The organism is Sulfitobacter sp. 1A13679, from assembly GCF_043557115.1.
In the GTDB taxonomy this organism is placed as follows: Bacteria; Pseudomonadota; Alphaproteobacteria; order Rhodobacterales; family Rhodobacteraceae; genus Sulfitobacter; species Sulfitobacter faviae.
In genome coordinates, this window is sequence record NZ_JBIFFO010000019.1 from 11,788 (window position 1) to 25,100 (window position 13,313).

Sequence of the window (13,313 nt, forward strand, 5' to 3'; positions counted from 1 at the left end):
GCATCACCCCGGGCACAGCCTCTGGATGGGCGGATAACATTATCTCAACCATACAAGGACGTCTGTCCGGGAACATTGGCTCTCGCGCTTTGTTGTGGTGGTGAGAGGCCGGAACGCGGCCTCCATTTTTTTAAAGCGCCCGACCTTTAACCTGAAACATATCCGGCAGCCTTGAAGTAGTTCCAGCATTCGTCCTGGGAATAGAGATCGCAGATTTCCGAGAGAGCCTTGAACATGTCGGTGAAGGTTCGCGCGCCGATCCTGCGCAGATGTGCCTTGAGTTTCGAGAAGGCCATCTCGATCGGGTTCAGGTCGGGGCTGTAAGGCGGCAGGAACAGGAACCAGCATCCGGCTTCGCGCATGGCTTTGGCGGCGGTGGCGTTCTTGTGCGTAGCGAGGTTGTCCAGGATGACGACGGTGCCTGGCTCCAGTTCCGGGATCAGTACCTGCTCGACGTAAGCGGCAAAGGCTTCGCCATCCATCGCACCTTTGATGACCCACGGGGCGATCAGCGTCCCTGCGCCCAGACCCGCGATGAAGGTCTGCGTGCCCCATGATCCAAAGGGCGCGTCCATCACCAGCCGCTCGCCCCGCCGAGACCAGCCTCGCTGGCGGGTCAGGTTGGTTTTGACGGAGGTTTCGTCAATAAAGACAACGCGATCCGGTCGGGCCGCGACGGCTGGCAGGCGATGCTTGATCCAGTCCTCGCGTTGTTTCCTTACCCGTGCGCGCCGCCGCTCGGTTGCGACCAACGACTTTTTTTGTACGTGAAGCCGAGCTTGCGCAGGAACCGTCCAATCGCATCCGGGTGCGCCTGAACACCGGTCGCATCCGCCAGCGCACCGGCCAGTTCGGGCATGGTCATGTCGCCGTCCTGATTGATCAGTTCGATGAGAAACGAGCGATGAGGATCAAGCTTGCCCTTGCCCCGAGGCCGACCTTGCGGGGAAGCGCATGCGTGTCCCCTTCGTCGGATCGCAAGGCTCCAACGCGCCCCAGTGGCAGGTGAAAGCTTCAGGCGCAACGCCGCCGCCCGCCCGCTCAACCCTTCTTCAATCAATCTCTGAAATCGCGCTCGAAGCGCATCCGGCAAAGGTGCTGACATGATCCATCCTCCCAAACAGGATGAATCACAGATCAGCCCTCAAGGGAATCTATTCCGATTCAGGTTTTGCGTCGGACGCTTTAAACAAGCGCTTTCGCATTGGAGGAGGATGACATGAAACGCACCACAAAACTCGTTACTATGGCTGCAATCTGCACCGGATTGGCTGGCCCGGCCCTTGCAGAAGCCCATATGGATTTGAGCTCTTGGCCGGAAGCTTCGCAGGAAGCTGCGCAGTATATGATGGAAACCTATGGGGAGCCCGCGCATGTTACCGACCACGAGCTGGTCTGGTATGATACCGGTCCTTGGAAGAAGACAGTAATTTACGATGAGGCGACGACGCACAACTTTCCTGTCGAGCATCCCGACGTAATGCAGCAGTGGATTGAAATGGATGTCCCGGACGACATGTTCGACGACCTTGCCCGCTATGATGGCAGCGTTGTCGTCAACAAGACAGAGGCGATGATTTCGGCTCGATGCGACAAGGAAGGCGCGAACTTCCTCGCCATCAATCTGGCCCACGACATCATCCAAGGCAACAAGACCGTCGAGGAGGCGCGCCAATACTATGGCGAGACGATCCAGCAGGTCATGAACGGCGAGACGCCAGAATACTCACAAGGGTTCATCTTCGAGCCTACAAGCGAGAATCTTTCAAACCCAGATGAGAGCATTATTGAGAAGTGAGCTAAGCGGCTGACGTCAGCCGCCAGTCTTTCGTTTGAGCCGAAAAAAAGGGCGGGGCGTTAGCCTTGCCCTTTTTCATTGGAGGACGATGATCATCGAGAGATCGCTATAAGCGGCGCACCGGTTACGGTCGTGAAAAAACGTTCCGGTCGTTCTCCCCCGCTTCTCTCAACGCCGCACAAAAGACAGCCTTTGGCGTCTTCTCTCCCGGTCTTTCAGACTCCCGTGTCGGTCATGCTGGGTGTGGCATGTCAAAAGCGGAGACCAGTCATTGGCGCACTTGCAGCGAAAGCCCGTCTGTCCGCTCAGCTCCTTGCCGAAATGCGGAACGCCGAGGTCAAGTTAACCCTATTGGTCATATGGTTTAGCGCGACGCTACTGTGGCCGCATACGGAAAGTGTTAAATTCCTATCTATAAAGTTATTACACGTGACGCAGCCGGCCCAGACCCTGCCATTGGCTTGATGGTCGAACGCTGCGATGCAGCTTCACGATATCGGCCATTCATCCCTCGCGCATCATTTTCGAAGGTGAAGGTCGGCAGAGCGGACAAAGGAAGCATCCGCTCGAGTTATCTCCGTCTCATCATGCAGTTTCTCGAGGAGCTGGACCGCGTGTGAGAGGTCACGTCCGTTATCCGCGCCTCATCTCGCGATCGTCTTCAAAATGACCTCTGCGGCCTCCTTCGGGCGGTCCCATTGCGGGAAGTGGCCACACCGCTCGAACCAGTGCAACCGCGCGGTGGGGAAGGCCGCTTGTGCGCGCTCCGCCTGACGTGGCAGCAGAAGACGGTCCTGACGGCCCCAGCCAATCGTCACGCGGCCCGGAGGTGTGGCGGTCCCCTCCTGCAACGGACCACGTGCCAGTTCGCGCAGCATCGCGTCGAACACGTCCGTCTCGGCTATGGCCGTCAGCTCGTTCCGGACCAGCAGGGGATCGAGGGCACCGGGCCTCGCCGACAGTTGCGCGAGCAGAACGGCCCGCGCGACGCGGCTGTGCGAGAGCGCCGGAATGCGCCGCCGCAGGAGGCGCACCAGCCGGACCGAGGCGGCAAGCGTGGAGCGGAACCACGCCGTCTCCCAGCCGCGCCAGAAACCGCCCGGATCATAAGCGACCGTGTGGCCACCGATGCCGCGCCGTGCCAGTTCCAGCACCAGCCGCGCGCCGACAGAACTGCCGACGGTATCGACGTCGGCGAGCCCGTTCCGGTCGATGAAGTATTCGAGCGCGTCCGCATGGGCGGCGATCGTCTGGCGCCCCAGAAGCGCCGGAGACCCCCCGTGCCCAGGCAGATCGACCAATATGACCTCGCGTCCGCGAGCAAGCATCGGCAGGATGCCGTCCCAGGACCGGACGCTTCCACCCAGCCCGTGAACCAGGAGCAATGGTGGTCCGGCACCGTGACGTTCGCAATTCAATTCCATGCTCAAGGAACGCTCGGCAGCGAAACTGGTTCCGCCGGTTGTGCTGGTAGCCGACGGGTCGTCGTGCCGACGGCGACGTGCAGCGGACGCGCATATTCCGGTCCTCCTGCGCATCGCCGCCGCCGATGCCCCCGCGCAGCAGATATCGATTCCTGACCCCTGTGCGGTCGTCTCGCCGCAGTCAAGGACGGCCCGAACCTGCTGTTCGCGCTACACCCACGTGCTGCTCCGCAAGTTTCCCGAAGCAGACATTGATGCGCGCCCAGCATGATCAACGCCTGCGGTGCGCGCGCCGGGCCTTTCTGCCGTTCTCCGCGGCGCCGGGATACAGGGGCGAAACTGAGGGTAACATTCAATGTCCTGCGCCTAACCACCTGGAGGACGCGATAGACGCACACCAGTCGACGCTATAGGAGCCCGAGCCTCGCGTGGCAGAGGAGTGGCAGCGCCGCAGAAACTGCGCCACCTTTAGTTTCCTCTCAAAAAGCTCAGTCCTTCGCCGTGACGTGCATGACCGAGCCGTTCTCGAAATCCGTCAGGAACACGATTGAGCCGTCATCCAGCACGTCGCCCCCGGCAGGCCCGTGCTCGAGCACGAAAAGGCTGCCATCGGGGGCCAGATCGGCGCCCTGCATGTTGCGGTGGCCCAGCGACCAGATCGCGTCGTCGCCCTCGCGGCCAACGAAAGGATTATCCTCGGGGATCGAGCCGTCGAGGTTCACGCGGATTACCTTGCCGTAGGTCCGAGCGAGATCCTGTGCGTATTCGCGATACTTCTCGGTGAAGCGCTCCCCCGTGGTGATGAACACAGTGCCGTCGCCACGGAAGACCAGACGCGAGCCGTAATGCATCGCTGCGTCTGAGGGCGGCGATTGGACCCAGATGTCTTCGACTTCTGTCAATTGGGTCATGTCATCGGACAGCCGGCCGCGCGCTGCCGCTGTGGCGGACATGCCGTCGCCCATGGGCTTGGAATAGGTGAAGTAGACCATGCGATCAGTGGCAAATTCCGGCCCGGCCTTCACGTCCAGCAGCCCGGCCTGCGTGGCCCAGCCGGTTTCGGGCGCCTCATTGTAGACCTCGGGCACGCCTTCGATGGGAGCGTGCACGGTGCCGTTGGCGGTGACGTGGCGCAGGCGGCCGGGCCGCTCTGTCACCAGGAAGGAGCCGTCGGGCAGCTGGTCGATGCCCCAGGGGTGGACCAGCCCGCCGGCCAGAAGTTCGGTCGAGGTCTCGGCGCTGCCTTCGACCAATTTGGCGCGGAACTGGGCGTCGTAGGCCGGCGCGAAATCGGTGTTGCGATTGCCACGCGTGAAGGTCACCTCTGTCTCGCCATGGCCTGGCGCCGCCGCGACGGGCGCAGCCATGGTTACAAGCAGCGCGGCAAGTGTGGTCTGGCGTGTTCCCTGCATCGGAATGCTCTTCCTGTTTCGTTGATCTAACAAGGTGGCCCGATACCGAAACGCGTCACTGACCCGAAATGTTCCTGCAGGGCTGCCGTGTATCCGGCCTGTTCGCGCGGCGATGGCCGCTGGCCCAAATGCACTCCGCAGATCGACTCGTCAGCCCACCCCGTAGCGAGATGCGGTCAAGTCTGATCGAGCCCCGACCGCGCCGGATCACCGATCCGCGCAACGTCTGCTTGAACATCTGCACTAGTTCGCTCATATTTACTGTCCAGTAAGGTTAACTCCAATTTCCTTATATTCACCAAAAGGTCAATCTTTACTGCTCAGAAAATAAACGAGTAATTCCAGTCTTTCTGACGATGTCATGCATATGGGCTTCAGAATGGTATTGAGTGCGCGCTTTAACTGTTCGCTATTTTCAGTGCTTACAACGCCGACATTCGTGTGTTTTCAGAGAGGCCCTAACTTAACCTTGGTTTCTTCAGCAGTGTACGCCAATCGAGGCTCTTGTTCGAAATATCCTGCGCTATCTTGAAGGCATAGCCGCGGTGATTACTGATCGTCTCAGTGCGCTCCAAGAGGTACCCTAAGATCATAAAACTAAGCGCTGGACCAAAGTCCTTGATTGAAAACCAAATGTTCCCGAGGTTGAGATATCCGGCTATATCGTCCAATAAGCGATGGCACTGCTCCTGGTTCTTAGCAAATCTGAGTTCTGCGCAGAGCCTTGGATAGGCCCGCTCCATCTCTTCTTGGCCTACTTCAATCTGAAAAGAAGTTTCTTCTTTAACATACTGAGTCTTGGAAGTCTCTTTATGCCCCTCAATTTCGGGGTCAGTGGTCTTCAATTTATCTGTTTCTGCACAGGTTATTTTCGAGATTTCCGCAGTGATTTCAGAAAGAAGATCGCTCAAAGCTTGCTTATCTGGTTGGCGTCTCAAAAGGTTGCGTGCCTTTGATAGGAGGCTCTCGCCCCAATTGGCGGGCATGAGATGTGCTTTGAGGTTGCTCAGGGCTGCCGAGCACATGTCTCTGAGCCGTCCCAGCTCGTTTTGCTGATCCTGGTGGTCTTGCGCCATGCGCATGAACTCAGGATAACGCTCTGCGAGTGGCAAGAGTGACAGGCCTGTTGCAAGGACAATGCTGCCTTGGCGATCTCGGCGTGCCCACCGTTTGCCATTACCGCTCGATCGCCGCGTCAGCAGGCCCAAGGACACCAGTTTCGCAATGTGGCGCTCAACGGTCTGGATGCTGACATGAGCGCGTTTTGCGAGGGAGGCATTTGACGCAAAGCAAATATGCCCCTCGTCGCGCGTGGCATCAACCTGATCTACACGTAGGAACGAGATCATCGCTCTCAGAAGAGAGATGGACGTGCCTTTCAAGCCGAGGGGTTCCCGGATGTCTTCGATTGTTTTGAGGAGTTGCCATTTGTTTTTGGCAATACCTCCCTGCCCCGTCGCTTTGCGCGACGAGCGTGCTCCAGCAGGAGCCATTCCTTGAATTGTTCTCATAATTGGCCTGCAGGCAAAGATTTCCCGTTCACCCAAGGGCGTTTTTTATTGCTTAGCGATTCGGTGACTGCTACGTTTCAGGTGTCTAATCTGAGAAGCGTAGAAATGCGTTACAGCCCTCGAAGCTTCGGTTTCGGGGGTTTCTCTTTGCTTACGTCCTCCTTTGTTGCTCTAACCTCTGGTGTCATCCGCAGGGTTTACAGCTGTAAACTCCTGGTAGGATTTCTTGATGATGTCCTCGAGCTCACGGTCGAGCCACTCAGCAAAAGCTGCGTTCTCCCCTGCCCTTTTGATAGACATCCCGATTGTTGCGCGTCCCGATTTGATGGTGACGCCTGGGACCGGTGTTGCCTCCCTGCCCTCGCTTGGACGCGCTCCACGACGCGTAATCTCTCTCATAAGCTGCTCAAGGCGGTCATCTGACGACAGCTCATCACTCAACTTTGACAGGATTGCGAAGGATGATGATGCATTGACCTTCTTGGATGCGAAGGCTTCGGCCAAGGCGGTCCACTTTGGGCGGCCCGACTTTGGAGCGGCTCCAATTTGATCGCCGACATGGTCCGGGATATTGTCCGTAACCTTGGTCAGGTGAGAAAGCCCTGACGCGGACAGGCTCAGAACCTGCCGAACAGTTTTGGTGTTGTGACCTGCCGCTTGAATGACGGCTGCAAACCGAGCCTTTTCATAAAACGACAGGTTGCGACGTGCGGCATTCTCAAGGCCTTTGGCGAGAAGGGCTGTGGCGTCATCGAGATCTTGAACGTTGGCGCGGACTTTCAGCCCAAGGTCTCGGCAGGCGCGCAATCTTCGGCGCCCGTAGATGATTTCAAATAGGCCCTCGGTCCCTGCCCTTCGCACCAAGATTGGAACTTGTTGGCCGCCGTCCTTGATGCTGGATTTGAGGGTTTCATAGCCGTCGCCATCATCTTCGGAGTTTACAGCTGTAAACCCGTCTAGGCGGTCCTTGGGGCCCCAATCGACGATGAGTGACGGATCCAATTCGCGAATGGCTGACAGCGACCCTTGCAATGCGCCCAAGGCGGGTGCTGTGGTCTTTGTGGTTCGATCTTTGGGTTGCGGGCTGGAATTGGCAATTGTTTTGGCAATTCCGCTTAAATCCTGAAGTGATTTACGTGCCATCAGCTACGCCCCCATGCTTGGTGAATCATTGCTTCAACTTCGCTGCCAACAGCATCCATCGATTGTTTGGCCCGGTCATAGGTCGCCCGTGTCATCTCAGAGCGGACAACTTCGTAGATTGATTGTTTGAGCATCGTGGCATCACTGATTGCGGTGCTCTTGAGCGCCGTGGCCGCCATGACGCGATCCATAAAGAGAGCGCGCATGAACGAGGTCAATTGTTGTGACGGCATGTCTGTTGGCTCGTCGCGTGTGATGAGGAATTTGAAGTGATCATATTGGAGCGCGGCTCCTGCATCCTCAATGACGCCCATATAGGCACCGGCAAGCTCGAGAAATTGCGCAGTGGATGACACATCGAGCATTGAGGGCGTGAGAGGAACGATAAGGGATGTCGCTGCGGCCATGCCGGAGATCGTCAGGAAGCCCAGCTGTGGGGGGCTGTCCATCAAGACAATGTCATACTGGTCTTCAACCTGGGCCAATGCATTGCGAATGCGCAGGAAGAAGGGCTGGTCAGGATTTGAGTTTACCGCTGATTCAGTCTCGAATTCGGACAGTAGCAGGCGTGCCGGAGCAAGCGACAGTCCCGGAAAATATGTGGGCATGATGACTTCAGAAAACGGCACCGGATCATCGTATCGGATGGCGTCATAAACGGTGAGGCCATCAAACTCAATCTCTGGGTTGATGCCGCACATTGAGGTTAGCGACCCTTGTGGGTCCAGGTCAACAACAAGCACCCTGTAGCCATGAAGTGCGAAATAGTGGGCCAGGTGAATTGTCGATGTACTTTTGCTGCTGCCGCCTTTGAAGTTCATCAACTGCCAGACTTGCAATCGCTCGCCTTCTTTGCGTCCAGGGACGTATCTGCCCTTTGTTCGAGACGCAATCTCAAGGATTTGGCGGGCTTCCCACAGTTCATGGGCACTGTAGTAGCGGCGGCCAGCGCGAACGTCTTTTGGCTCCGGGACCGTGCCTTCGCCGTGGACTTTACGCATGAACTGGCCGGACACGCCGAGCAATTCTGCGGCCTCTGGGGCCGAGAAGGGGCGCAGTGATTTTGTGTTGTCGGGCGCGAATGCAGAGAGTAAATGTTCGCGGATGGCACGGTTTAGCCGCTCGGAAATATCCGTTGCTAACTCTGATGGTCGGTCTGTTATACTCAGTGTCGCGGGAATCATCTGGTTGCCCCAATTTGCTCAATGTGGCTCTTTTCGCGCCACTTGGGGATAAAAGGTGTGATTCACCTCTCTAAGTCAACGATTTTCTTATATTTAGTGTCTAACACGTCGTAATGCGCAAGATGAGACACTAGGAACTATCTGCTAATACGGTCAAAGTTTACAACTGTAAACTCATCGGAAGGGCATCATTGGCTTGTCTGGCGATCGGGTTTGGTGGCCCACCTGAATCGGTCAAAAGACCAATGCCGCAATTGTTCCACATCGGAATGGTATTTCGCGATAGCGATTCCGCGCGAATAGCGCCGGGCTTGAACGGGCAGGGGGCTGGTCCCCGTCTTTTCAGGTCAATCTCGCAAGATTGGATCCTGCGGAATCTTGGATCGGATGTCCTTCAATAGCAAAAATGGCTCCGCTGCAGCGAAGCCAGTTGATCCTCACCACAAGGATTGGGTAGGGCAGGACGCCTGTCAGCGCCCCGCCTCTTGTTTACACCATGCCTTCGGGAAACCACGTGTCGATGCGCTTGGCTTGAGCTTCGGTGATGCTGTGCGCCTTGCGCATTTCGGAATCGCTAAACAGCGCCTCCATCTTTTCCGTCTTTTCACTATTTTTCAGCTTGGTGAAGGTAGTAGCGGTTGGGTGATCCTCGGGCAGGTCCAGCAGATCGCGTCAGAGATTGACGTGGTATGGCCCGCCGACACGATCAAGAAGTTTGCCGCTGTTGGCGTGAAGATTTTACGGGTATCCGTCTGAACGGCTTTATCGATCACGTGACCGGTGTTGGGTGTTGTCACGTTAACGGGCGTGAGGTTGCTGGTTCATTGGATCTGGGCGTAGGCGGCATCGATGCAGACATTGAAAATCAACTACAAGCGCCACCGGTTTCCGCCCCAGATCATTGCTCATGTTGTCTGGCTCTACGTCCGATTCAACTTGAGCCTGCGCGAGGTCGAGGAGCTGATGCTGGAACGTGGCGTGGACGTTTCGTATGAAACGATCCGACGCTGGACCGTCAAGTTCGGCCCCCTGATCGCCCACGTTCTACGGCGACGGCAGCCGCGCCCTGGCGATGTCTGGCATCTGGACGAAGTCGTTGTGAAGATCGCGGGCCGGTCATACTAGCTGTGGCGCGCGGTTGATCAACACGGCGTCGTTCTTGAGGAAATCCTTCAATCGAGACGAGACAAGCGCGTCGCAAAGCGGCTTTTGCTCAAGCTGATAAAACGGTGGGGCTTCGTGCCCAAAAGGATCATTACGGACAAACTGCGCTCCTATGGTGCCGCCAAACGTGAGGTGACTCCCGGCCTTGATCATTGGTCACATAAGGGGCTCAATAACCGTGCTGAGAACAGCCATTTGCCTTTCCGAAAACGAGAGCGAGTAATGCAGGGCTTCCGATCACCGGGCGGACTGCAGCGGTTCGTCTCTATGCAGTCCGCAACCCGCAATCATTTCTCTGTCCCAGCCCGCCGTCGGTCCGCTCACACCATCCGCTACCATCGGCTCGAAGCTTTCGAGGCGTGGAAATCCGCGGCAATTGCCCCTTGATCAACGATCGGCATGCCAACTTGAAAAGTCGGCGAGTTAACGTGACAACACCCGCATGGGTATTGGCGGCACTTGAAGGGGCTGTGCGCTATCCCGAAGCAATCCCCCGTGCTTTGGGGCTGGACCTCTATAAGCTGGTTGAGGGACGGCCCGACGCTGCCCGACGTATTGTAGAACAACTGGACGGGCTTCCTGACCGAGACAAGGATGCCGAGTTGGGGGTGCTCCGAAATGCGCTGTCTGTGGAAAAAAAGACAGGATCAAAGGGAGGGAAATCGGTTTCGAAAACCTCGCTCAGAATGGGCCGGCCGGAGGGTGAGGCCCGGGTGACCGCTTTGGATGGGAAGAAGGTCGAGTTGCGGTTGGAGCGCGACTTCTCGGCCATACCAAAGGCGCGGCTTCAGCAAGGCATTGAGGCTTTCTTAGCCGCCCTCGACGCGAAAGATTGAAGAGGCGGTTCCCCGCCACCGCGGGGAACCACCGTCGGGCAGCGGCCGCTTTTAGGCCAGCCATAGGTTCAGGCCGATGCGATGTCGCGGATAATCTTGGCGAAAGCCTTTAACGGCTCGGTGCGCTGTTGGATCACTGAATAGGCAATCACGTAGTCGAAAGTGACTTCCGGGTGGAAGGGCCGCACCACCACCCCATTGTTCCGCCACGCACTTGCCGCGAAAGGTTCGATCAGACCAATCGCTAGGTTTTCAGCAATCAGACTGTAGCCCGTGTGCGACGTCTGGATGCCGATGCTTTGGGCGTAATCCACCCCCGCATCCGTCAGCGCTTTAGCGACAAGGTTCCAGTTGGTTAGCCCACTGGGCAGAATCCTCAGCACCCGTTCCCCACGGAAATCCTGAGGCGTGACGACCTCCTTTTTCGCCAATGGGTGGCTCTCATGGACAGCGCAGACATGAGAGGTAGTGACCAGTGGCTCTTGTACGACGCCCGGCGTTTCGGGGAAGGCCAGTGTCACCGCGAGATGGGTCAGATGGCTGCGCAATCGGTTTACGATTTCGGAAGAGGAAAAACTGTCGATGACCAGATCGACTGACGGGTAGAGCGTTTGAAACTGGCGAACGGCGGGCGGAAAGAAATGGGTGGATAGGGCAGGGGTGGCGCAGACCTTGAGGTCGGCGGGTTTGTCGGTCCTGATCTGTTCGGCGATCCGGTCAAGCTGATCGAGACCGACATGAAACTTTTCGACCCCCTGAAAGAAGCGGCCTGCGGCCTCGGTCGGGAGCAAGCGGCCCCGGACGCGATCGAACAGGCGGAAGCCCAAGGCCGCTTCCAAGTCTCCGATCAGGCGGCTGACGGCGGGCTGCGAGACAGCCATGATCTCGGCGGCGCCGGTGATGGTACCGGTGATCATGACGAAACGAAACGCCTCGATCTGACGAAATTGCATGATGTCGGTCCCCCTAAGGCCTCAAAACTGCCCGGTAAATCATGGCTCCATAACATTCACACATAGCTTCATGTGTAAATACGATTTGTTGGTATGGCTTTTGTTCGCATAGCATTCCTTAACCAACCAACAGGGGGAGCGCGGTGTGAACGAACAGAAGACTGTGATTGTCGCCGGCTATGGCGCCTGGGCGAAGGCAGACAACAATCCTGCCTCTGAAACGGCCAAACGCGTGGCGGGACTGGATTGGGGTCATCACCGCGTTGTTCATCTTGAAGTGCCGGTACGCACGCAGGGACTTATGTCTTTTCTGACGGATGCAATCGGGAAATACGCGCCGGATCACTGGCTGGGCTTTGGCATTGCGCCAGGGGCCTGCGGGATTCGGCTGGAGGCTTTGGGGACCAATTGGCGGTCCTTCGATGTGCCCGACAATGACGGGTTGACGCTGGCACATGAGGCGACTGTGTCTGGCGGCCCTGCAGCCTATGATGCAACGGTGCCAAACGGGCGCATTGTCACGGCTTGTCGCGACCAAGGGATTCCGGCGGCAATTTCCTATTCTGCCGGCAATCACCTGTGCAACCAGATGCTTTATACGACCCTCCATCTTGTTGAGACGGGTGTCGCGCAAATGAACTGTGGCTTTATGCATCTGCCGATGACGCCCGAAATGGTGGCGGCTGAAGATGCGGAGAAGGAGATGCGGCCTTCGATGGCGCTTGAGATGATGGCGCGGGCAGGGGGGGTCGCCGTGAAAACCTTGCTGGAGGAGCCGAACGGTGACTGACCCGATCCTAAAGCTCGAGCATCTTCACAAACGCTTTGGCAGAGCGACGCCGGCGCGGGACTTCTCGATGACGGTCGAACGCGGCGAATTCTTTACCATGCTGGGGCCCAGCGGTTCGGGTAAGTCGACTGTGCTGCGGATGATCGCGGGGCTGGAATACCCCGACAGCGGCAGCATTGTGATCGACGGGCGCGACATGACGTCGGTGCCGCCTTGGGATCGGCATCTGGGCATGGTGTTCCAGCAGTATGCGATCTTTCCGCATCTCGACGTCGCCGGAAACGTGGGCTACGGGCTGCGCCGCGAAAACCTAAGTCGTGAAGAGACGGCCAGCCGAATTTCTGAACTTTTGACGCTGGTGGGGCTGGAGGGCTACGAGAGCCGTAACGTGAACCAGCTTTCGGGCGGCGAGCAGCAGCGCGTAGCCATCGCGCGGGCTTTGGCGCCGCGCCCGGCAATTCTGTTGCTGGACGAACCTCTCTCCGCCCTCGATGAAAAGATCCGCCGCGAGATGCAGGACGAGTTGCGCAGCATCCAGCAGCGCACGGGCACGACATTCATTTATGTCACCCACGACCAAGAAGAAGCGCTGACCATGAGCGACCGTGTCGCAGTGCTAAACGAGGGGCGCTATGTCCAATGCGACCGGCCGGAACAGATCTTCCACCGCCCGCGCACGCCTTTCGTCGCCCGCTTTTTCAGGGGCTGTAATCTGCTTTCGGCCGATCTGGACGCGCAGGGTGAAGAGGTGCGCATGACCCTCGCCGGGGAAAGCCTGATGATTGATCGCCGGGGGAGGCGCACGGACAGCGGCATGGTGGCGGTGCGGGGCGAGGCCATTCAGGTCCGGCCCGTTGCTGAGACGGCGGGGGCACCGGCAGGTGACGGGTTGACGCTACGCGCAGAAGTTACCGGCGTTTCGTTCCGGGGGTCTTACAGCAATATCGAACTGCAACTGCCTAACGGGCAGTCCCTCACGGCGATCCATGCCGCGCAGAGTGATCATCGGGTAGGCGATGAGCGCGCTATTCATATTGCGGCGGATGACCTGATCGTTCTTGAGGCAGACAGCGACTAGGGATCGAGCGAGACCTGAAG

12 protein-coding genes and 1 pseudogene are annotated in these 13,313 nt (G+C 57.9%); 6 read left to right on the plus strand and 7 right to left on the minus strand.

Annotation, left to right across the window (positions count from 1 at the left end):
• Positions 1-146: 146 nt before the first annotated feature.
• Positions 147-1,105 (minus strand): IS630 family transposase gene (locus tag ACGYLA_RS14625; protein ID WP_132446372.1). Its coding sequence is split into 2 segments (ribosomal slippage): positions 147-761 and positions 764-1,105, totalling 957 coding nucleotides; the frame shifts between segments, so codons are not numbered across the junction.
• Positions 1,106-1,219: 114 nt separating this feature from the next.
• Between ACGYLA_RS14625 and ACGYLA_RS14630 the strand changes: the two genes are divergently transcribed.
• On the plus strand, positions 1,220-1,798 hold the full coding sequence (locus ACGYLA_RS14630; RefSeq protein ID WP_394433470.1) for a hypothetical protein: 579 nt from the start codon (positions 1,220-1,222) through the stop codon (positions 1,796-1,798).
• A gap of 644 nt (positions 1,799-2,442) precedes the next feature.
• Here ACGYLA_RS14630 and ACGYLA_RS14635 read toward each other — a convergent pair.
• The 5 genes from ACGYLA_RS14635 to repA all read right to left on the minus strand — a co-directional run bounded on the left by ACGYLA_RS14635 (position 2,443) and on the right by repA (position 8,472).
• Positions 2,443-3,222: an alpha/beta fold hydrolase gene (locus ACGYLA_RS14635; RefSeq protein WP_132446392.1), complete on the minus strand. Its 780-nt coding sequence runs from the start codon at positions 3,220-3,222 to the stop codon at positions 2,443-2,445.
• A gap of 488 nt (positions 3,223-3,710) precedes the next feature.
• Entirely contained in the window at positions 3,711-4,634 is a 924-nt protein-coding gene (locus ACGYLA_RS14640) for a PQQ-dependent sugar dehydrogenase (protein WP_132446368.1), read from the minus strand.
• Positions 4,635-5,092: 458 nt separating this feature from the next.
• The gene (locus tag ACGYLA_RS14645) at positions 5,093-6,145 is read right to left on the minus strand and encodes a helix-turn-helix domain-containing protein (protein ID WP_394433473.1); all 1,053 of its coding nucleotides are present in this window, start codon (positions 6,143-6,145) and stop codon (positions 5,093-5,095) included.
• 171 nt (positions 6,146-6,316) lie between these two features.
• Positions 6,317-7,288: a plasmid partitioning protein RepB gene (gene repB, locus ACGYLA_RS14650; protein ID WP_132446366.1), complete on the minus strand. Its 972-nt coding sequence runs from the start codon at positions 7,286-7,288 to the stop codon at positions 6,317-6,319.
• On the minus strand, positions 7,288-8,472 hold the full coding sequence (repA, locus tag ACGYLA_RS14655; RefSeq protein ID WP_132446364.1) for a plasmid partitioning protein RepA: 1,185 nt from the start codon (positions 8,470-8,472) through the stop codon (positions 7,288-7,290). The genes repB and repA overlap by 1 nt, the downstream gene beginning before the upstream one ends.
• Positions 8,473-8,859: 387 nt before the next feature.
• On the opposite strand from repA, the gene ACGYLA_RS14660 reads away from it, so the two are divergent.
• The 3 genes and pseudogenes from ACGYLA_RS14660 (at position 8,860) to ACGYLA_RS14670 (ending at position 10,472) form a co-directional block, all read left to right on the plus strand.
• Positions 8,860-9,228: a hypothetical protein gene (locus ACGYLA_RS14660; protein ID WP_132446362.1), complete on the plus strand. Its 369-nt coding sequence runs from the start codon at positions 8,860-8,862 to the stop codon at positions 9,226-9,228.
• A gap of 93 nt (positions 9,229-9,321) precedes the next feature.
• Positions 9,322-10,023: pseudogene (locus ACGYLA_RS14665) on the plus strand (IS6 family transposase).
• 41 nt (positions 10,024-10,064) lie between these two features.
• Positions 10,065-10,472 (plus strand): hypothetical protein, encoded by a 408-nt coding sequence (locus ACGYLA_RS14670; RefSeq protein WP_132446360.1) that lies wholly within the window; start codon positions 10,065-10,067, stop codon positions 10,470-10,472.
• 68 nt (positions 10,473-10,540) lie between these two features.
• Here the strand turns inward: ACGYLA_RS14670 and ACGYLA_RS14675 are convergent, their stop codons facing one another.
• Complete coding sequence (locus ACGYLA_RS14675; protein ID WP_132446358.1) at positions 10,541-11,425, minus strand: LysR family transcriptional regulator; 885 nt, start codon at positions 11,423-11,425, stop codon at positions 10,541-10,543.
• Positions 11,426-11,570: 145 nt separating this feature from the next.
• On the opposite strand from ACGYLA_RS14675, the gene ACGYLA_RS14680 reads away from it, so the two are divergent.
• On the plus strand, positions 11,571-12,215 hold the full coding sequence (locus ACGYLA_RS14680) for a pyroglutamyl-peptidase I (protein ID WP_132446356.1): 645 nt from the start codon (positions 11,571-11,573) through the stop codon (positions 12,213-12,215).
• Entirely contained in the window at positions 12,208-13,293 is a 1,086-nt protein-coding gene (locus tag ACGYLA_RS14685) for an ABC transporter ATP-binding protein (RefSeq protein WP_132446354.1), read from the plus strand. Before ACGYLA_RS14680 ends, ACGYLA_RS14685 begins: the two co-directional genes overlap by 8 nt.
• The last annotated feature ends 20 nt before the right edge of the window (positions 13,294-13,313 follow it).